Annotated in this window: 19 protein-coding genes; 9 read left to right on the forward strand and 10 right to left on the reverse strand. The window is 61.7% G+C overall.

All coding sequences use genetic code 11. The annotated features are described in order from the left end of the window. The first annotated feature begins 1 nt into the window (after position 1). The 5 genes from FVE66_RS01630 (at position 2) to FVE66_RS01650 (ending at position 3,403) form a co-directional block, all read left to right on the forward strand. The gene (locus FVE66_RS01630) at positions 2-187 is read left to right on the forward strand and encodes a cbb3-type cytochrome oxidase subunit 3 (RefSeq protein WP_151445643.1); all 186 of its coding nucleotides are present in this window, start codon (positions 2-4) and stop codon (positions 185-187) included. Continuing rightward, positions 180-1,118, forward strand: coding sequence for a cytochrome-c oxidase, cbb3-type subunit III (ccoP, locus tag FVE66_RS01635; RefSeq protein ID WP_151445644.1), 939 nt, complete (start codon positions 180-182; stop codon positions 1,116-1,118). The genes FVE66_RS01630 and ccoP overlap by 8 nt, the downstream gene beginning before the upstream one ends. Positions 1,119-1,200: 82 nt before the next feature. Next, positions 1,201-2,592 carry a cytochrome c oxidase accessory protein CcoG gene (ccoG, locus tag FVE66_RS01640; protein ID WP_241672964.1) on the forward strand — a complete coding sequence of 464 codons (1,392 nt, stop codon included), beginning with the start codon at positions 1,201-1,203 and terminating at the stop codon, positions 2,590-2,592. A gap of 13 nt (positions 2,593-2,605) precedes the next feature. Beyond that, on the forward strand, positions 2,606-3,157 hold the full coding sequence (locus FVE66_RS01645; protein ID WP_151445645.1) for a FixH family protein: 552 nt from the start codon (positions 2,606-2,608) through the stop codon (positions 3,155-3,157). 3 nt (positions 3,158-3,160) lie between these two features. After that, on the forward strand, positions 3,161-3,403 hold the full coding sequence (locus FVE66_RS01650) for a hypothetical protein (RefSeq protein ID WP_151445646.1): 243 nt from the start codon (positions 3,161-3,163) through the stop codon (positions 3,401-3,403). A 45-nt stretch (positions 3,404-3,448) separates the two neighbouring features. Here FVE66_RS01650 and fnr read toward each other — a convergent pair whose 3' ends face one another. Beyond that, positions 3,449-4,210, reverse strand: a complete 762-nt coding sequence (gene fnr / locus FVE66_RS01655; RefSeq protein WP_151445647.1) for a fumarate/nitrate reduction transcriptional regulator Fnr — start codon at positions 4,208-4,210, stop codon at positions 3,449-3,451. Between the two features lie 195 nt (positions 4,211-4,405). Here fnr and FVE66_RS01660 point away from each other — a divergent pair, with 195 nt between their 5' ends. Then, positions 4,406-5,410, forward strand: a complete 1,005-nt coding sequence (locus FVE66_RS01660; RefSeq protein ID WP_151445648.1) for an LLM class flavin-dependent oxidoreductase — start codon at positions 4,406-4,408, stop codon at positions 5,408-5,410. An 83-nt stretch (positions 5,411-5,493) separates the two neighbouring features. Next, the gene (locus FVE66_RS01665) at positions 5,494-6,609 is read left to right on the forward strand and encodes a YihY/virulence factor BrkB family protein (RefSeq protein ID WP_151445649.1); all 1,116 of its coding nucleotides are present in this window, start codon (positions 5,494-5,496) and stop codon (positions 6,607-6,609) included. Positions 6,610-6,688: 79 nt separating this feature from the next. Here the strand turns inward: FVE66_RS01665 and FVE66_RS01670 are convergent, their stop codons facing one another. Next, the gene (locus tag FVE66_RS01670) at positions 6,689-7,675 is read right to left on the reverse strand and encodes a Bug family tripartite tricarboxylate transporter substrate binding protein (protein WP_151445650.1); all 987 of its coding nucleotides are present in this window, start codon (positions 7,673-7,675) and stop codon (positions 6,689-6,691) included. 218 nt (positions 7,676-7,893) lie between these two features. On the opposite strand from FVE66_RS01670, the gene FVE66_RS01675 reads away from it, so the two are divergent. Continuing rightward, positions 7,894-8,481, forward strand: coding sequence for a DUF302 domain-containing protein (locus FVE66_RS01675; protein ID WP_241672965.1), 588 nt, complete (start codon positions 7,894-7,896; stop codon positions 8,479-8,481). A gap of 96 nt (positions 8,482-8,577) precedes the next feature. After that, positions 8,578-9,072, forward strand: coding sequence for a thioredoxin family protein (locus tag FVE66_RS01680; RefSeq protein WP_151445651.1), 495 nt, complete (start codon positions 8,578-8,580; stop codon positions 9,070-9,072). A 1-nt stretch (position 9,073) separates the two neighbouring features. On the opposite strand, the gene FVE66_RS01685 is transcribed toward FVE66_RS01680, so the two are convergent. From FVE66_RS01685 to FVE66_RS01720, 8 genes are all read right to left on the reverse strand, one after another. Next, complete coding sequence (locus FVE66_RS01685; protein ID WP_151445652.1) at positions 9,074-9,496, reverse strand: hemerythrin domain-containing protein; 423 nt, start codon at positions 9,494-9,496, stop codon at positions 9,074-9,076. A 194-nt stretch (positions 9,497-9,690) separates the two neighbouring features. Further along, positions 9,691-10,641 carry a CysB family HTH-type transcriptional regulator gene (locus FVE66_RS01690; protein WP_151445653.1) on the reverse strand — a complete coding sequence of 317 codons (951 nt, stop codon included), beginning with the start codon at positions 10,639-10,641 and terminating at the stop codon, positions 9,691-9,693. Between the two features lie 16 nt (positions 10,642-10,657). Then, entirely contained in the window at positions 10,658-11,728 is a 1,071-nt protein-coding gene (locus FVE66_RS01695; protein ID WP_151445654.1) for a sulfate/molybdate ABC transporter ATP-binding protein, read from the reverse strand. Continuing rightward, the gene (cysW, locus tag FVE66_RS01700; protein WP_151445655.1) at positions 11,725-12,654 is read right to left on the reverse strand and encodes a sulfate ABC transporter permease subunit CysW; all 930 of its coding nucleotides are present in this window, start codon (positions 12,652-12,654) and stop codon (positions 11,725-11,727) included. The genes FVE66_RS01695 and cysW overlap by 4 nt, the downstream gene beginning before the upstream one ends. Then, positions 12,651-13,520, reverse strand: a complete 870-nt coding sequence (gene cysT / locus FVE66_RS01705) for a sulfate ABC transporter permease subunit CysT (RefSeq protein WP_151445656.1) — start codon at positions 13,518-13,520, stop codon at positions 12,651-12,653. Before cysT ends, cysW begins: the two co-directional genes overlap by 4 nt. 134 nt (positions 13,521-13,654) lie before the next feature. Beyond that, positions 13,655-14,659, reverse strand: a complete 1,005-nt coding sequence (locus FVE66_RS01710) for a sulfate ABC transporter substrate-binding protein (protein ID WP_151445657.1) — start codon at positions 14,657-14,659, stop codon at positions 13,655-13,657. 104 nt (positions 14,660-14,763) lie between these two features. Beyond that, positions 14,764-15,741: a LysR family transcriptional regulator gene (locus FVE66_RS01715; protein ID WP_151445658.1), complete on the reverse strand. Its 978-nt coding sequence runs from the start codon at positions 15,739-15,741 to the stop codon at positions 14,764-14,766. 136 nt (positions 15,742-15,877) lie between these two features. Continuing rightward, the gene (locus FVE66_RS01720) at positions 15,878-18,241 is read right to left on the reverse strand and encodes a putative bifunctional diguanylate cyclase/phosphodiesterase (RefSeq protein ID WP_206668699.1); all 2,364 of its coding nucleotides are present in this window, start codon (positions 18,239-18,241) and stop codon (positions 15,878-15,880) included. Between the last annotated feature and the right edge of the window lie 134 nt (positions 18,242-18,375).

Below are 18,375 nucleotides of genomic sequence, written 5' to 3' on the forward strand. Positions count from 1 at the left end.
CATGGACATCGCAGAACTTTTCACCGACATGCGTTCGCTGTTCACCTTGGTCAGCTTCGCAACATTCATCGGCATCGTCGCCTGGGCCTACAGTTCGCATCGCAAGGATGCGTATGCCGAGGCAGCAAACCTCCCGTTCGCCGACGACGAACAGGACAATAACAAGACGGGAGCGCAGCATGGCTGATTTCACACACGGCTTCTGGAGCATCTACATCATCGTGCTGACGGTGCTGGGCATCGCCGGTTGTGCCTTGCTGCTATATACGCAGTCGAAGGTGAAGATCACGAAGCAGCGCGATGCGCAGGGCAACGTGACCGAAACCACCGGCCACAGCTGGGACGAAGGCCTGACCGAGCTGAACAACCCGATGCCGCGCTGGTGGATGTGGCTGTTCTACATCACCATCGTTTTCGGCGTCGCTTACCTGGTGCTGTACCCCGGGCTGGGTAATTTTGCCGGCACGCTGGGCTGGAAATCGACAGGCGAATACCAGGAGGAGCTGAAGAAGGCAAATGCCGAATACGGCCCGCTGTTCGCCAAGTATGCGACCCAGGACTTGAAAGCGGTTGCCGCCGATCCACAGGCGCGCGCCATCGGCGAACGCCTGTTCCTGACCTACTGTTCGCAATGCCATGGTTCGGACGCTCGCGGCAACAAGGGCTACCCTAACCTGACCGACCGCGACTGGTTGTACGGCGGCGAGCCCGACGTGATCAAGACCACGATCCTGAACGGCCGCAATGGCGTCATGCCGCCGATGGGCGCAGCAGTAGGCTCGGAAAAGGATATCGAGGCCGTCGCTCACTACGTGCTGTCGCTTTCCGACTCGACCCATGACCCGATCAAGTCGGTGTTCGGCAAGACCAAGTTCGCTGCCTGCGCGGCCTGCCATGGCGCAGAGGGCAAGGGCAACCCGGCGCTGGGCGCGCCCAACCTGACCGACAAGGTCTGGCTGTATGGCGGCAGCGTCGACACCATCATGGATGGCGTGCGCAAAGGCCGCAGTAACCAGATGCCGGCGTTCAAGGATTTCCTGGGCGAGGAAAAGGTCCACCTTCTGAGTGCCTATGTCTGGGGACTGTCGAACGAGAAGGGCGCCACGGCGCAAAAATAGAGTAGGGGGAGCGGGCCGTCCTGCCCGCTTTTAATGGCTGTGGCGACCATGCGACGGCCATTTTTTCTTTGATGGATTCAAGATGAGTGCCGACGAGCAAGTTTCAGTGATCAAGATGTATGCCGCGCGCGAGGAGATCTATCCGCGCGAGATACAGGGCAGGTATGCCACCTTGCGCTGGGTATTCGTCTGGCTGACGCAACTGGTGTTCTACGGCCTGCCCTGGATTACCTGGAACGGCCGTCAGGCTGTGCTGTTCGACCTGGTCGCCCGTAAGTTCTACATACTGGGCATCGTCCTCTGGCCGCAGGACTTCATCTACCTGGCGGCGCTGCTGATCATTTCGGCCTACCTGTTGTTCCTGGCGACGGCAGTGGCCGGGCGTGTCTGGTGTGGCTTCGCCTGTCCGCAGACGGTGTACACCGAGATATTCATGTGGATAGAGCGCAAGATCGAGGGTCCGCGCAGTGCCCGCATGCGCCTCGACAAGCAGCCGATGTCCGCATCCAAGGCCGCCAAGAAAACTGCCAAGCACCTGGCCTGGGGCGCAGTCTCGTTGTGGACCGGCATCACCTTCGTCGGCTATTTCACGCCGATCCGCACCCTGATGGCCGAGATCGCCACCCTTGGCCTTGGTCCGTGGGAATGGTTCTGGGTACTGTTCTACGGCTTCGCCACTTACGGCAATGCCGGCTGGATGCGCGAGCAGGTCTGCAAATACATGTGCCCCTACGCACGTTTCCAGAGTTCGATGTTCGACAAGGACACGCTGATCGTCTCCTATGACGAGAAGCGCGGCGAGCCGCGCGGTGCGCGCTCAAAGAACGTCGAGAGCAAAGGCCTGGGCGACTGTATCGACTGCACCATGTGCGTGCAGGTATGCCCGACCGGCATCGACATCCGCAACGGGCTGCAATACGAGTGTATCGGCTGCGCCGCCTGTGTCGACGCCTGCAACACAGTGATGGACAAGGTCGGGTTCCCTCGCGGCCTGATCCGCTACACCACCGAGAACGCACTGAAGAATAATTGGTCCATTGCGCAGGTGCGCAAGCGGGCCCTGCGTCCGCGGGTGTTGATCTATACGGCGATACTGGCGGCCATCGTTGCAGTGTTCGCCAGCACGCTGATGTTACGCACGCCGCTGAAGTTCGATGTGATACGCGATCGCGGCTCGATGGGGCGCGAGGTCGAGGACGGCATGATCGAGAACGTCTACCGGCTGCAGGTGATGAACACCTCCGAATCCGCCCAGACCTACCGTATCAGCGTCAGCGGACTGGACACGCTGAAGCTGGCGACACCGGACCTCGTTACGCTGCAGTCGACTGAAAGCCGTGCCGTGCCGATCCGGATCCGGGCCGAACACGGCAAGGGCAAGACCGGATCGAACAAGATACAGGTGACGCTGCGCTCGACCAGTGACCAGTCGGTGTCGGTCACTGAAAATGCCGTATTCATCGTGCCGCGTTGAAGGATCAGGAATCATGAACAAGCAACAATCAGTACAGCCGGGCAACGTGGACAACAAGCCGTGGTACGCACACCGCTGGCCATGGCTGCTGATGCTGGGTCCCTTCGTGGTGGTGCTGGCCGGCCTCTATACATCGTGGCTGGCAATCCGGTCCCAGGATGCGCTGGTGGTGGATGACTATTACAAGCAGGGCAAGGCAATCAACCAGGACTTGCGGCGTGACCGGGTGGCGTCCAGCCTGCACATGCAGGCCCGCATTGGCTACGACGCGGCGGCCGGAACGCTGAACGGTACGGTGACCGGTACGCCGGCCGCGCGCAGCGGCGGCCTGAAGATCCGGCTGGTCCATTCGACCCAGCCGGAAAAAGACATTAGCTTGTCTGTCCGGCCGGATCAGGATGGACGCTTCAGCGCCCGCCTGGACATGCTGGAGATTGCGCGCTGGCAGGTACTCGTGGAAAATGAGTCGCGGGAGTGGCGGCTGCTCGGGACCTGGAAATGGCCCCAGGAAAAGCAAATAATAATTTCGGCCGACCTCGCACCGTCTAATGCGCAAGGGAGATGATTCATGATGCGTCTGGCAATTGGAATCCTGTGGCCGTCGTTCCTGGTGGCGATCATCGCTGAAGGGTTTTTCTTTTCGATGTTCGACCCGCACGACCTGATCGTGGTGGGCACGCACGTCGAGGTACCGGTCATTGCGGCCTACACGGTGGGATTTTTCTTCTTCTGGATTTTCTGCGCGCTGGCCAGCATGCTGACTTATTACCTGCTCAACGTGCCCAACGACCGCAGCCATCCACGGATCTGACCGGCAACAATGCCGGCCGCAGTCATGGCCGTGGCTGCCGCCACCTTACTTGCACTGGTCGGTGCCGGCGGCGATTGCCTTCAGGATCTCCGGTTTGAGCATCTCGATTTCCCGGTTATTCACCCGCAGCAGTTCCTGCTTCTTGAACCTGGATAGCAGGCGGCTGATGCTTTCGATTGTCAGCCCCAGGTAGTTCCCGATTTCCTCGCGCGACATGCGCAGCTGGAACGTGGTGGGGGAATAGCCGCGTGCAGCATAGCGCGAGGCGAGGTTGACGAGGAAGGCAGCGAAGCGCTGCTCCGCCCGCATGTTTCCCAGCAACAGCATCACGCTTTGCTCACGGGTGATTTCCTGGCTCATCATCCGGTGGAAGTGATGCAGCAGGGTAGGGATGTGGCCGAACAATTCCTCCAGCCGCGGGAACGGAATCTCGCACACTTCGCTGTCTTCCAGAGCGACTGCATCGCAATGATGGCGGTCGGTGCTGATCGCATCCATTCCCAGCAACTCTCCTGCCATCTGGAAGCCGGTGATCTGCTGTTCGCCGTTGTAGTTGATCTGGTAGGTCTTGAAGTGGCCAAGGCGGATTGCGTACAGGTTGGTGAACGGGTCGCCGACCCGGTACAGGACGCCGTCGCGCGGGACTTTCCGGCGCCGGCCGATGATTGCATCCAGGCGTCCCATGTCTTCTTCCGCCAGTCCCATCGGCAAGCACAGTTGGTGCATGCTGCATGCGGAGCAACTGGCCCGCAGGGCGTTGACGTTGATAGGCTGGTGCTTGTCCTGGAAGGGAAGGGGCTGGCTCATTAGGTTCCGGTGACAAAGTCGATATGCGTCTTGGCCCCGAATTTACCTTAATTTTGCGATGTTCGGTTACTCTGACCCTCCATGTACGGCCATATAAGCCTGCTACGATGGCGCGGCATCCGGTGCGATAGCTGCAGTTTGCCGCCCTGGCTTGCACTGACGGCCTCTCCTCTTTTTTGGTTTTTATTGTGATTAATGAAACTTTCCGTCCTTGATCAATCCCCCGCTTCGCAGGGCAGCACGGCAGCGGACGCTGTGGCCGAATCAGTCCAGCTGGCCCGGCACTGTGAGCGGCTCAACTACCACCGCTACTGGGTGTCCGAGCATCACAACAGCGACAGCATCGTGGGCACCGCGCCCGAGGTGCTGATGGCGGCCATCGCCGCCACCACCCAACGCATTCGCGTGGGAAGCGCCGGGGTCATGCTGCCGCACTATTCCGCGTTGAAGGTGGCGGAACAGTTCCGTGTGCTGGAAGCGATCGCGCCGGGCCGGATCGACCTCGGCATTGGCCGGGCACCGGGTTCGGACCGGTTGACGGCGTATGCACTGAATCCGTCCGACGATGGCATGGCTGATCAGTTTCCGCAGCAAGTGCGCACCTTGCAGCATTGGGTAGCCGGCGAGCCGCTGCCGGAAGCGCATCCGTTTCGGAATATCACGGCCCATCCGACCGGACCGACCAGCCCGGAAATGTGGATACTCGGCAGTTCGGACTATGGGGCGCAACTGGCTGCGCACTTCGGGCTGCCTTACGCTTTTGCCTATTTCTTCAGCGAGGGACGCGGGGTCGAGCAGGCGCTGCAGCTTTATCGGCAGAACTACCGGCCGAGCCCGCGTTACCCGGCGCCGGTTCCCACCATATGTGTGTGGGCCCTGGCCGCAGACACCGAGCAGGAGGCGCGCCATCTCCTGAAGACGCGCGAGCACTGGCGGGTCGGCTTCGAGCAGGGCCTGCGGCTACCGCTGATCTCGCCCGAGGAGGCCGACCGGCAATCGTATGGCGAGGCCGACCTGGCCCGTATTGCATCGGTGCGCAGCAAGGCCTTGGTCGGAACCGGGGAGCAAGTCCTCGAGAAAATTTCCGTCCTGGGCCAGCAGCTCGGACTGGACGAGATCGTCATCAATACCTGGGCCTTCGATCCGATGGCCCGGCGCCGTTCCTACGAACTGATCGCGAAGGCGGCCGGCATGGTTTGAGCGGGTCGGCACGGCCCCTGCGCTGGTGGAACTATGCCAGCGGTCATTGTCTATTCATCAAAGGATGACCAGGACAGGGCGCCATGAAACGATACAGCCGCAAGGAAAAACTGCAGGCGTGGTGGGCGCTTGCCATGGCCGGCGCCACTGCTTACGGGCTGTGGAAACAACGTAAGCGCATCCCCGATCGTCATCTCGGCCGCTCGCAGACGCGCGACCTCAACAACAACATGCTGCGCATCGAGACGGCGATCCATCCCGGCGTCGACATGGCGGATCTGCGCGCGCGAGGTCAATGGGAGCAGCAGGCGCCGTCGCTGTGGAAAGGGCTGGGAGAGGTGGCCGCGCAGGCCGGCCGCGATTGGGTCAGCCGGCGCGCCGCCAGCAAGGGCGCAGCGCTCGCCCTGTACACACTGTTTTCGCTGGCGCCGATGCTGGTGCTGGTGGTGGCGATGGCGGGAATATTCTTCGGCCCCGACACTGTGCGTGGCGTGCTGGTGGAGCAGATGCAGGGATTGATGGGCGCCAGGGGTGGGGAGGCAATCCAGGCCATCCTGGCCGGCACCCAGCGCCCGGATACGACCATCCTGGCCGGCATCATCTCCGGCTTGCTGGTCCTGGTCAGTGCCACCGGCGCCTTTGCCGAACTGAAAGGCAGCCTCGATGAGTTATGGGAGGTGCCAGCGGGCAGTGCATCCGGCGTCCTGGGTTTCTTGCGCCAGCGGGTGCTGTCCTTCGGGCTGCTGGCGGTACTGGCGCTGATGCTGATAATTTCGCTGGTGGTCAGCACCGGGCTGGATGCATTGCAAAACCTGTGGAGCGCGCGGGGAGAAGCGCCTCCGGTCTGGCACCTGCTGGTGCAGGTGTTGTCGGACCTGGCGTCATTCGGGATTGTAACCGCGCTGTTTGCAGCGATTTTCAAATACCTCCCGAGTACCGAAATCGCCTGGAAGGACGTGCTGGTCGGGGGTGCGATCACGGCTGCGCTGTTTACTATCGGCAAGGCCGCGATCAGCATGTATGTGGCCAATGCCAATATCGACAGCGCCTACGGCGCGGCAGGCTCGGTCGTGATCCTGATCGTGTGGATCTATTATTCGGCGCAGATATTTTTCTATGGGGCCTTGTTCACCCATGAGTATGCGCGGCGGATCGGCAGCCATGCCGGGCCGGCACCGCAGGTGATCACCGGGAGTTGAAGCAGGATCAGCCGAACTGGGCCGATCCGAACCCCACCCCCGTCTCTACCCCCCTGCAGGGCGGCGGAGCCTGTTCGCCTTACTCCACCTTCGCCCCGGAATCCTTCACCACCTTCGTCCATTTCTGGATTTCCAATTTCTGGAAGGCCGCCAGTTCATCTGCCGTCGATCCGACCGGATCCAGGCCGAGGTCAGTCAGCCTCTTGGTCACGTCCGGTGATTTCATGATCTTCACGATCTCGGACTGCAGCTTGTCCACCACCGGCCGCGGCGTGCCGGCCGTGGTGAATATCGCGAACCACGACACCGCTTCGAATCCCGGCAGTCCGCTTTCCGCAATGGTCGGGATATCCGGCGCCGCGGCAGAGCGTTTGGAACTGGTCAGGCCGAGCGCCTTGAGCTTGCCTTCCCTCACCAGTGGCAGGCTGGAGGGCATGTTGTCGAACATCATGGTTACGCGGCCACCGAGCAGGTCGGGAATCGCGGTTGCGCGTCCCTTGTACGGGATATGGGTCATGTCGATGCCGGTCATGGATTTGAACAATTCGCCCGAGACATGGATCGAGGTTCCGGAACCGGCGGAGGCGAAAGTCATCTTGCCCTCCTTCTTGCCCAAATCGATGAATTCCTTGAGGTTCCTGACCGGCAGGCTCGGGTTGACGACCAGCATGTTCGGGGTTGTTGCCAGCAGCGTCACCGGCGCGAAATCCTTCACCATGTCATAGGGCATTTTTTGATAAAGCGCGCCGTTGATGGAGTGCGTGCCAACCGTGCCGACCACCAGTGTGTAACCGTCCGGGGCGGCCTTGGCGACAATGTCCGAGCCGATATTGCCGCCCGCGCCCGGCTTGTTCTCGACCAGCACAGGCTGTCCCCAAGTGGCGGTCAGGCGGTCGGCGATGATGCGGCCGAGTATGTCCGGCGCGCCGCCCGGAGTAAAGGTGACGATGACCTTGATGGGCTTCGCGGGATAGTTTGTTGCTGCGTTCTGGGAATGCGCTGATGCGGTGGCGGTCAGCGCGGCTGCGGCTAGCAGGACATGTGCAAGCGTGATGCGATACGACATGTTGTCTCCTCCTGTTGGTAAAGCATTTGTGAAGCATTATTGTTCGAACGAGTATATGTGAGCATTCATGGCTTGTGCATTTGATGTTGTGCCAGGCGACAACGCTGCCGGGCTGGCCGGTGACCGGCTTTCAAACAGGGTAAACTCCCCGACTTCGCGGCACCTGTCGGCTTACGGCCCGGGAAAGCCTGCCAGGGAAACGAAAGGCAAGTGGAAAAATGATGACGAAGTGGTGGACGAGGCGGTGGACCACGCGCGCGTGCGCGGTACTGGTATTGGCAATGCTGGCTGGCGGCTGCGGAACGCTGCGCACGATCGGCAACCTGGAAGACGGTGCCGGAGAACAGATGGGCCATGTATGGCAGCGCTGGGTCGATTCGGGCGGCGACATTGCAGCCGCAGTCACCTGGGAACGCAAGGTGGAGCCGGGCGTGACCGTCGAGCAGATAGAGGCGGCGCTGACCAGCGTCGCCGCCGAGGACAACATGCGAGCCGTGGGCGAGTTGCCGCTGTCGAAAGAACTCGAGGCGCGTAGCGGCCAGAAGCAGAAATTCCTGAAAGCCTATTCATACTGCAACCCGGCCACGGCGCGGCAGATGGTCGATTTCAGCCCGCACATGGCGGCTTTCCTTCCTTGCCGCATCGTGGTGGTTGAAAAGGAAGATGGCCTGTGGATGTACACGCTGAACATGGACATGATGGTCAATATGGGACGCAAGCTGCCACCGGAACTGCGGGCGTCGGCAATCAAGGTCCGCAATACGGTCTGGAAGCTGATGGAGCGGGGCGCGAAAGGGGAGTTCTAGCCCCGTGCCGGCGTCCCGACCACAATTTCCGACCAGGAGTCATGATGTGCAAGACCCGTTTCAGATGTGCCGCAGCAGCGACCTGAAGGATCGCGGATGAGGGTATGGTGGAAGCGATGGATATTGTCGATGCTGCTGTTTGGCGCGCCCGCAGCCTTTGCGGTCGAGGCCATGCTGCAGCAACCGGCCGACCTGCGCGAAGAAAGTGCACTGGTGCAGCGCCGGGGCCAGCCGCTGCTCGTCCTGTTCTCCATGCCGGGCTGCATTTACTGCCCCGATGTGCGCGACAACTACCTGGCGCCGATGGCGCGTGACGCCGACAGCAAGCTGGGTCCGGTGATCCGCGAAATCGATATCACCAGCCAGCGGCAGATCAGGGGATTCAAGGGTGAAGCCGTGACGGCTGCGGATTTCAGCAAGCGCTACAAGGTGCGCGCGACGCCGACCGTCGTGATGCTCGATGAGCGTGGCGCCGTGCTGGCGGAGCCTCTGGTCGGATCCGGCATGGCGGGTTTTTATGGTGCTTACCTGGATCGGGCGCTGGAGACGGCGCAGCAGGCCATGAAGGCCAGGCGCAAGGGTGGCAGCTAGTTCAGGCTGCTGTTCCCATGCGGTGTTTGCGTGCCACGGGATGCGCCTCCCGCATCCTCGCCGTCAGCGGCGCATCGACCCGGCGACTGCGCGCGTTGAACCACTCGGGCAGAAGCCGGATCACTTTCCGGGACAGGGCGTAGTCGCAGGCAAGATTGCGGGCCTGTGCATGATGCATCAACCGGAGTATTTCCGCGTGCAGCTGGCGATGTTCTTTCAGCGAGTCGGCGCCGAGTTCTTCGGCCGACTGTTCTTCGATCCGGAACGCCTCCTCCAGATGACTGACAAAAGCGCCAAAACCCGCCTCGAAACAGCAGTCAGGCGCGGCCAGCAGCCGTTCCAGGTCGGCATGCATTAACGGATACCATTCGGACAGGCTTGGAACGGGCTGGGCCTTGGCGGGCAGGGAATGCGCGATCATCACGTACCTCTTCTAGCTTGTTATCCAATGCTTGTACCTGTGTGCAACGGCGGATTATCCGGGTGCTTTGCTTTTCCGCAGATCAATGGTATTTCCCGCGGGAATGCCCGGTTTGATTATTCGCAAAGTGTGAGCCATTGCAGAATTCGCAGACATCGCAGCGATTGATGGCGGCAACTTGTATTTGATGACTGGCCCTATGCCGCTCGCACGCCCCCGGAGTCAGCACGAACACTGACTGCCTCCTGGATCTGCGCCCGGTCCAGCGAAGGCGCGAACCGGAGGATGAATTCCAGCGCATAGGATCGGAGGTAGGTGCCGCGGCGTACCGCCAGGCGCGTGACATTGCGGGCGAACAGATGCCCGGCTTCGATCGCATGCAGGCCGCCGTGCCGGCCGTCGTTGATTGCCATCGAGGCAATGATCCCGACGCCCATTCCCATCGCCACGTATTGCTGGATCACGTCCGAATCCATGGCGGTCAGCACGATGTCGGTTTCCAGTCCCGCCTTGTGGAATGCTTCGTCGATATGTCCGCGGCCAGTGAAGCCGACATCGTAGGTGATCAGGGGCCAGGTCGAGAGGTCTTCCAGTGTCAGCCGCTCGCAGCCCAGCAAAGGATGTCCGTCCGGTACCACCACCAGATGCGACCACTCGTAGCACGGGAACGAAACCAGTCCGTCGAACTGGCTGATGCCTTCGGTCGCAATGCCGATGTCGGCCTTGCCCGACAATACCCATTCGGCGATATGCTCCGGCGAACTCTGCTGGAGCGCAATGCGCACATCGGGAAAGGCTGACCTGAAGTTCTGGACCACCGCCGGCAGGACATAGCGCGCCTGCGTGTGGGTGGTGGCAACCGTCAGGGTGCCCGAGTTGATGCCCGCGTACTCCTTTCCCGCGCGCTGCAGGTTTTCAGCTTCCAGCAGCAGGCGCTCGATGATGCGCAGGATATCCTTCCCCGGCTGCGTCAGCCCGGTCAGGCGCTTGCCATTGCGCTCGAAGATCTCGGCGCCCAGCTCATCCTCCAGCTCGCGTATCTGGCGGCTGACACCCGGTTGCGAGGTGAACAAGACGTTTGCCACCTCAGTCAGGTTGAAGCCGCAGCGCGCCGCTTCGCGCACTGAGCGTAATTGTTGAAAGTTCATTCTTGCCCTCTTTGTGCTAGCCGGCGCGCTGGTCAGTGAAAACCTGCAGCCGTTTCGGACGTACGACCAGCGTTTCGCCTGCTTTCAGGTTGAGCTGGATAAACCGCTCGTTCGGGATCACCGCCTCGATCAGGTCGGCATTGTCATCGCGTTCCAGTTCCAGCTGTGCCAGCGGACCGATCGCGTGTGCGCGCCGCAGCTGTACCACCAGCCCGGTCGCTCCCGGCGAGTAGCGGTCGACCTCGAGTTCATGTGGCCGCACGTAGCCGACTGCCTGCTCCGACTGCAGGTCCGGCCCGTGGGAGGACGGGAAGTGCGCACCGCCCGCATCCAGCACGCCGTCCTGCAAGCGGCCGTGGAACAGGTTCACGCTGCCGAGAAATCCGAACACGAAAGGCGTGGCCGGATGGTCGTACACCTGCTGCGGCGCGCCGGACTGTTCGACGCGACCCTTGTTCATCACCACGATGCGGTCGGCGACTTCGAGCGCCTCTTCCTGGTCATGGGTGACGAAGATGCTGGTGACGTGCAGTTCGTCATGCAGCCGCCGCAGCCAGCGCCGCAGCTCCTTGCGAACCTTGGCATCGAGCGCGCCGAACGGTTCATCCAGCAACAGTACTTGCGGCTCGACCGCCAGCGCGCGCGCCAGTGCAATGCGCTGGCGCTGGCCACCCGAGAGTTGTGGAGGATAGCGCTCGGCCAATCCTTCCAGCTGCACCAGTTCGAGCAGGGATCTGACTCGTGCGCGGATCTGCGCTTCGTCCGGACGCTCCTTGCGCGGCTTGACGCGCAGCCCGAAGGCGACGTTCTCGAACACGCTCATGTGCCTGAACAGCGCATAGTGCTGGAACACGAACCCGACCTGGCGTTCGCGCGCATGGCGTGCAGAGGCATCTTCGCCATCCAGCAGGATCTGTCCGCTGTCGGCATGTTCAAGCCCGGCGATGATGCGCAGCAGCGTCGTCTTGCCGCAGCCCGACGGGCCCAGCAGGGCAGTCAGCTCGCCCTGTGCGAATTCAAGGGAAACGTCATTGAGTGCGACGAAATTGCCGAACTGCTTGTTTATGTTCCTGACTTCGATGCTCATGATTTGTGCTCCTGATCGGGCCCGCGGGAATCGGCGGATTCCCTGGCGATGCGCCATTCGACAATGCTTTTCAATCCCAGTGTTACCAGTGCCAGCATGGCAAGCAGCGAGGCAACCGCGAACGCCGCGGCAAAGTTGTATTCGTTGTAGAGGATCTCGACTTGCAGCGGGATCGTGTTGGTTTGTCCGCGTATATGCCCCGATACCACTGACACGGCGCCGAACTCGCCCATTGCCCGCGCATTGCACAGGATCACGCCGTACAGCAGGCCCCACCTGATGTTGGGCAGGGTTACATGCCAGAACGTGCGCCAGCCGGATGCGCCGAGCACCAGCGCCGCTTCTTCTTCCTCGTTGCCCTGCGTCTGCATCAGCGGAATCAACTCCCGGGCGACGAAGGGGAAGGTGACGAATATGGTTGCCAGCACGATCCCCGGCACCGCGAACAGGATCTTGATGTCGTGCTCCTGCAGCCATCCCCCAAGCCAGCCCTGGGCGCCGAACAGCAGCACATAGATCAGTCCGGAGATCACCGGCGACACTGAAAACGGCAGGTCGATCAGGGTCAGCAGTATGTTCTTGCCGCGGAATTCGAATTTGGCGATCGCCCAGGATGCGGCCACGCCGAATACCAGGTTCAGCGGTACGGCGATAGCGGCCGCCAGCAAGGTCAGCTTGATGGCCGAAATCGCGTCCGGTTCCACGATCGCACTCAGGTACACATCCCAGCCCTTGCGCAGTGCTTCGGTAAATACTGCCGCCAGCGGGATGATAAGGAACAGGACCAGGAAGGCCAATGCAATCGTTGTCAGCGCAATGCGGACCCAGAGCGGATCTTCGGTGGCGCGAGCCAGCGCGACACGCCGCTTCGGCAGTTCGGCCTTGGTGGATACAAGGCCTGCATCAATAGTTACTGTACTGCTCATTTCCTTCCTTCCCCGCCGTTGCGACGGCGCGTCCATGCCTGCAGCAGGTTGATTGCCAGCAGCAGTGAAAAAGACACGAGCAGCATGACGACCGCAATTGCGGTGGCGCCGGCATAGTCGTATTGCTCGAGCCTGGTGACGATGAACAGCGGCGTGATTTCAGACACCATCGGCATGTTGCCGGCAATGAAAATGACGGAGCCGTATTCTCCGGTCGCGCGGGCAAATGCCAGCGCGAAGCCGGTCAGCAGTGCCGGCAGGATTGCCGGGAAAATTATTTTGGTGAAGGTCTGCCAGCGGCTGGCACCCAGGCTGGCCGCAGCGTCTTCCAGTTCGCGCTCGGTATCTTCCAGCACGGGTTGCAGCGTGCGGACCACGAAGGGCAGGCCAATGAAAACCAGCGCGATCAGCACGCCCAGCGGCGTGAACGCCACCTTGATCCCCAAGGGCTCCAGGATGCGGCCCAGCCAGCCGTTGGAGGAATACAGCGCGGTCAGTGCGATGCCGGCCACTGCGGTCGGCAGTGCGAACGGCAGGTCGACCAGCGCGTCGATCAGTTTCTTGCCGGGGAATCGATAGCGCACCAGCACCCAGGCCAGCACGCCGCCGAATACCACGTTGATCAGCGCCGCCAGCAGCGAAGCGCCAAAAGTGAGCTTGTAGGAGGCGACCACCCGGTCGGAACTGACGACGCTGGCGAATGCATCCCAGCTCAGCGTGAAAGTCTTGATGAAAACGGCCGATAGCGGAACCAGCACTATCAGGCTCAGGTAGAAGATCGTGAACCCGAGCGCGAGCCCGAATCCTGGCAGGACCCGGAATGCCGGGGCCGACGGCGGCGGTAGCGCGCGAGAGGGTGGCGACATGGTTGACGGCTCTACAGTCAAAAAGGGGAAATGATCCGCCGGGATGGCATCAGCTAGAACGATTGTTTCGGCATTCCTTTATTCAAAAAAGGTCTGATGCCAATCCCGGACAGCCAAGTGAAAAACTGGTTCGCTTACTTGCGTTGCGGAGCGTAGATCTGGTCGAAGATGCCGCCATCGGCGAAATGCTTCTTCTGCGCCTGCTGCCAGTCGCCGCCCACGTCAGCAATGGTGAACAGTTGCACTTTCGCGAACTGGCTGGCGTATTTCTTCGCTGCCTTGGGCAGTGCAGGCCGGTAGAAATGGCGGCCGGCGATTTCCTGGCCCTCATCCGTGTAGAGGAACTGGAGGTACGCCTCCGCGACCTTGCGCGTGCCGTGCTTGTCGACGTTCTTGTCGACGATCGTGATCGGCGGCTCGGCCAGGATGCTCAATTTCGGCGTCACGATTTCGACTTTCTCCGGTCCCAGTTCACGGATCGCGAGGAAGGCTTCGTTTTCCCACGCCAGCAGCACGTCGCCAATGCCGCGTTCCACGAAGGTGGTAGTGGATCCACGGGCGCCCGAGTCGAGTACCGGCACATTCCTGTACAGGCGGCTCAGGAAGTCCTTGGCGCTTGCTTCATTGCCGCCCGGCTGCTTGAGTGCGTAGCCCCAGGCCGCCAGATGGTTCCAGCGAGCGCCGCCCGATGTTTTCGGGTTCGGCGTGATCACGGCGATGCCCGGCTTGACCAGGTCGCCCCAATCCTTGATGCCCTTGGGGTTGCCCTTGCGGACCAGGAAAACAATGGTCGAGGTGTATGGCGAGGCGTTGTGCGGAAGACGCTTTTGCCAGTCGCGGCTGATCAGTCCGCGCTCGGCGATGGCGTCGATGTCATAGGCCAGGGCCAGGGTCGCCACGTCGGCTTCCAGTCCGTCGATGATCGAGCGCGCCTGTTTGCCGGAACCGCCGTGCGATTGCTTGATTTTTACGTCGTCGCCGGTTTTTGCTTTCCACTGCTGGGCGAAGGCCTTGTTGACGTCCTGGTAGAGCTCGCGGGTCGGATCGTAGGAAACGTTGAGCAGGCTGACTTCCGCTGCGCTGGCGCTCAGCGTCAAGGTGGCAGCCAGGACTGCCAGGAGGAGCTTTGCAGGTTTCATTGTGCTTCCTTTCAGAATTCGGAAGCACAAGGGTAGAGCCCGACCAATAGCTTACGGAACGAATGATTTCTTCAATCCATATGCGAAAAACGTATATTGCTCGGTCAGGCTGTGCGCGCCTTGTCCGATGCCAGCGGCGTACTTTCCCGGCTGATCTCGACGGCGCGCAGGATCTGTTCGCGCAGCCACTGGTGCGCCCGGTTGCGCGCATTGCGTTCATGCCAGAGCATGTCAACGTGCATTTCCGGCAAGGTGACCGGCAGTTCCTTCCAGACCAGCGCATCCTTCATGCCGGTGGCGGCGATCAGGTGGTAGGGCAGGATGGTGATCAGGTCAGAGTTGGCAATCACGCGTCCGGCCGTAAAGTATTGGTTCACGGTCAGCAGGGTGGTCCGCTTGCGTCCGATCTTGGACAGTTCGTCATCGACCATGCCGTGCGCCCGGCCCGAGAAACTTACCTGCAGATGATGGGCTTCGCAAAACCGGTCCAATGTCATCTCGCCGCCTGCCAGCGGATGTCCGGCACGCATCACGCAGACGTACTTGCCGCTGTACAAGCCCTGGTGCCGGATCGTCGTGGACAGCACGCCCTGTCCTGCCGCAAGCTGCGCCAGCACCCCGGGAAACGAACCGACGGCCAAGTCTATGTCGCTCGACAGCAGCAGCGGGCGCGGGTCGCGGGTGGTCAGGGGCACCATGCGCACGCGCATTTCCGGCGCTTCATGTTCGATCGCATTGACCAGCGTCGGCAGGAACAGGGTCGCAGTCGAGTCCGCCATCGCCAGGCGGAAAGTGGCTTCAACCCTGGAGAGGTCGAACACGGCCGGCGCGATGGCAGCCTGCAGCGAGGACAGCGCTTCGCGCACCGTGGGCCAGAGTTCCTCGGCGCGCGGCGTGGCCCGCACGCCGTGCGCGGTGCGGACCACGAGTTCGTCGCCCAGCGAGTCACGCAGGCGCTTGAGTGCATTCGAGACAGCCGGCTGCGTCATGGCCAGCCGGTCGGCGGCCCGGGTCAGGTTCTGCTCCGACATCACGGCGTCGAACACGCGCAGCAGGTTCAGGTCCAGGTTCTTGAAACTCATTATCGGGGTACTCGGCTGATAGGGGGCGGCGTGTGGTGGCAAGACCTGAGCCTGTCGGGTACGGGCCTGGTCTCAGCTGCGCACAACACTTGCGGGAATGATACCGGCTTATGGCACTTCCCGGTTTGCCGGACAGCTACCTGTCGCTCAGGGCGCTTCCCGGCCCGGCCTGCGCGTGTTCCGATTGCGCGTGCATCGCTTGCACCACTGCTTCGAAGTCAGCGGGGGCGACCGGCGGCGAGAAGAAATAACCCTGCCCGAAGTCGCAGCCGATCAGCGCCAGCAATTTGCGCTGCGCCTCGTTCTCGACACCTTCCGCAATCACCTTCAGGCCCAGTTTGTGCGCCATTACGATGATTGCTTCGCACAGCGCAACGTCGTCCGGATCGCTTTCCATGCTGCCAATGAAGCTGCGGTCGATTTTTATGTAATCGATATCGAATTTCTTCAGGTAGGAGAGGGACGAATAACCGGTTCCGAAATCGTCCAGGGATAATGCGATGCCAGCCCGGGAAATCTGCATCAGGCTGGTTGTCGCCAGGTCGTTGACATCCATCAGCAGGCCCTCGGTGATTTCGATGGCGATGCTGCGTCCAGGCAGTTGCAGCGACTCCAGGCAGCGTTCCCAGCGCGCCATGGTGCCGGCGCCGTGGCGGAACTGCGCCGGTGATTTGTTGATGCTGACCTGGAATTCCGGATCGAGCATGGTGCGCCAGCGATGCACCTGGTTGGCCGCCTCGCGGAACACCCAGTCGCCGACTTCGGAGATCATGCCGGTCTCTTCCAGCAAGGGGATGAACTGATCGGGCGTGATGAGTCCCCGCATCGGGTGCTGCCAGCGTATCAGCGCTTCCGCCTTGGCGACGCGGCCGCTGCGCAAGTCGACGATGGGCTGGTAATGCAGCAGGAACTGCTCATGCTGGAGGGCATCGCGCAGGTCGTCGAGCAGGCGTTTCCGGTGTTGCGCCGTCACTTGCATCGAGCGGGTGAAATAGCTGTGCCGGTTGCGGCCTTCGTTCTTTGCCGCGTACATCGCCTGGTCTGCGTTCTTGATCAGATCTTCGGCGTTGTGCGCGTCTTCGGGGTAAAACGTAATGCCGATGCTGGCGGAAATCCAGGCCACCTCATCGCCAAGCCGGAATGGCTGCGCCAGCCGCGACAACACGGCTTCGGCAACGCGTTCGACGCTGCTCGGCCCTGACAGCTCGGACATGATGATGGTGAACTCGTCGCCGCCCAAGCGGGCGATGGTGTCGGATTCGCGCACGCTCGACAGCAGGCGGGTGGCGGCATTTTTCAGCAGCAGGTCGCCCACCGAGTGGCCGAGCGTGTCGTTGACTTCCTTGAACAGGTCGAGGTCGATGAAAAGCAGGGCAACCGAGTGCTGGAAGCGGTCGGCCTTCTTGATGGCTTGCTCCAGCCGGTCCTGGAACATGCGGCGGTTGGGCAGGCCGGTGAGGCTGTCGCGCAGTGCCTGGTCCTCCACCTGCCCGCGCGCTTCGGCCAGGCTGGCCAGCAGGCGAATCAGTCGCCAGGCGACCATGACGGTGAGCAGCGTGAACAGCGCGCCGAAGGTGAGCGACCAATACAAAGCATTGGTCCAGTCGGCCAGGATATCTTCAACCGCCGACGAAGCGACCACCACCAGCGGAAAATCCCGCAGGGCTGCATACGTCGTCAGGCGATCTTGCGAATCGATTACGGCAGCCGGGAGACGTACGGTTGCCCGTTCGCGCTGCGCCAGGTGCCGGGTCCAGATTTCACCGTTGGCGATGGATTTACCCAGGAATGCCGGTCCATCCGGCGCCCTGGCGATGATGCTTCCGTCACGATGGACCAGCCCGATCGAGCCGTTGGGCTTGGTGCGTCCCTCCTCGTAAAGCTTGTCGAAGGCCTGGCTTTCGATGGCCGCGAAAATGACGCTGATTCCGTGGGGCTTCCCGGTGAGAGGATAGGAAATCGGAAGCAGCCAGCGCCCGCTTACCCGGCCCACGACCGGATGTCCAACGAACAGACCGCGCAGGGCAGGGTCGGACTGGGCCTGGAAATAATTTCGGTCACGCAGATTGGCGAGCGGCTCCTTGCTGAGCGAGGGCAGGAGGTACAGATCGCCATCCTGGGTGATCATCCGGATGTCTATATAGCCATTGGATTGACGCCGCAGGCTCTCGACCAGGGTCATGAATTCCGGGTCGGTGCGTGGATCTGCGTCTGGCCGCAACTTGAACAACTGGTCGGCGTTGAACAGGAATGCCTGCACTGTCGAGAGCAGGTAGCGGGCCTGTTCTTCGACCACCAGTGACATGCGCTGCAGCACCCGCCGCTCGGACTCGAAGGCAGCCGTATGGCTGCGCACCAGAACTGTGGCGATCGACGCCCACAGCACGATGATGAGCAGGGCTGCAGCCAGGAGCACGGTATGCGCGCCGCGCCTTTCACGCGACGAGCGGACCAGTCCTGCAAGGCTTGGTCGCAACGAGTGGAACCTGATCAAATTCAAGCTGCGTTCCCGGTGGTCGGCGTCGTCCGGGGGAAGAGTGGGCCGGGTGGGGCCGGGCGACGAATGATTTTACATGGGGCGCGGCCGGCGGACGACGGTTTTCGGGTGCGCGACGCCGGATTGACTCCTCGCGT

The organism is Lacisediminimonas profundi (assembly GCF_008831265.1).
Taxonomy (GTDB): Bacteria; Pseudomonadota; Gammaproteobacteria; order Burkholderiales; family Burkholderiaceae_D; genus Lacisediminimonas; species Lacisediminimonas profundi.

Coding starts and splice junctions, on each gene's coding strand:
- FVE66_RS01695 (WP_151445654.1), bottom strand. CDS start 11,728: ATGAGCATCGAAGTCAGGAACATAAACAAGCAGTTCGGCAATTTCGTC.
- FVE66_RS01630 (WP_151445643.1), top strand. CDS start 2: ATGGACATCGCAGAACTTTTCACCGACATGCGTTCGCTGTTCACCTTG.
- FVE66_RS01650 (WP_151445646.1), top strand. CDS start 3,161: ATGATGCGTCTGGCAATTGGAATCCTGTGGCCGTCGTTCCTGGTGGCG.
- FVE66_RS01645 (WP_151445645.1), top strand. CDS start 2,606: ATGAACAAGCAACAATCAGTACAGCCGGGCAACGTGGACAACAAGCCG.
- FVE66_RS01665 (WP_151445649.1), top strand. CDS start 5,494: ATGAAACGATACAGCCGCAAGGAAAAACTGCAGGCGTGGTGGGCGCTT.
- cysW (WP_151445655.1), bottom strand. CDS start 12,654: ATGAGCAGTACAGTAACTATTGATGCAGGCCTTGTATCCACCAAGGCC.
- FVE66_RS01710 (WP_151445657.1), bottom strand. CDS start 14,659: ATGAAACCTGCAAAGCTCCTCCTGGCAGTCCTGGCTGCCACCTTGACG.
- FVE66_RS01715 (WP_151445658.1), bottom strand. CDS start 15,741: ATGAGTTTCAAGAACCTGGACCTGAACCTGCTGCGCGTGTTCGACGCC.
- FVE66_RS01690 (WP_151445653.1), bottom strand. CDS start 10,641: ATGAACTTTCAACAATTACGCTCAGTGCGCGAAGCGGCGCGCTGCGGC.
- cysT (WP_151445656.1), bottom strand. CDS start 13,520: ATGTCGCCACCCTCTCGCGCGCTACCGCCGCCGTCGGCCCCGGCATTC.
- FVE66_RS01670 (WP_151445650.1), bottom strand. CDS start 7,675: ATGTCGTATCGCATCACGCTTGCACATGTCCTGCTAGCCGCAGCCGCG.
- FVE66_RS01675 (WP_241672965.1), top strand. CDS start 7,894: ATGATGACGAAGTGGTGGACGAGGCGGTGGACCACGCGCGCGTGCGCG.
- ccoP (WP_151445644.1), top strand. CDS start 180: ATGGCTGATTTCACACACGGCTTCTGGAGCATCTACATCATCGTGCTG.
- FVE66_RS01660 (WP_151445648.1), top strand. CDS start 4,406: ATGAAACTTTCCGTCCTTGATCAATCCCCCGCTTCGCAGGGCAGCACG.
- ccoG (WP_241672964.1), top strand. CDS start 1,201: ATGAGTGCCGACGAGCAAGTTTCAGTGATCAAGATGTATGCCGCGCGC.
- FVE66_RS01680 (WP_151445651.1), top strand. CDS start 8,578: ATGAGGGTATGGTGGAAGCGATGGATATTGTCGATGCTGCTGTTTGGC.
- fnr (WP_151445647.1), bottom strand. CDS start 4,210: ATGAGCCAGCCCCTTCCCTTCCAGGACAAGCACCAGCCTATCAACGTC.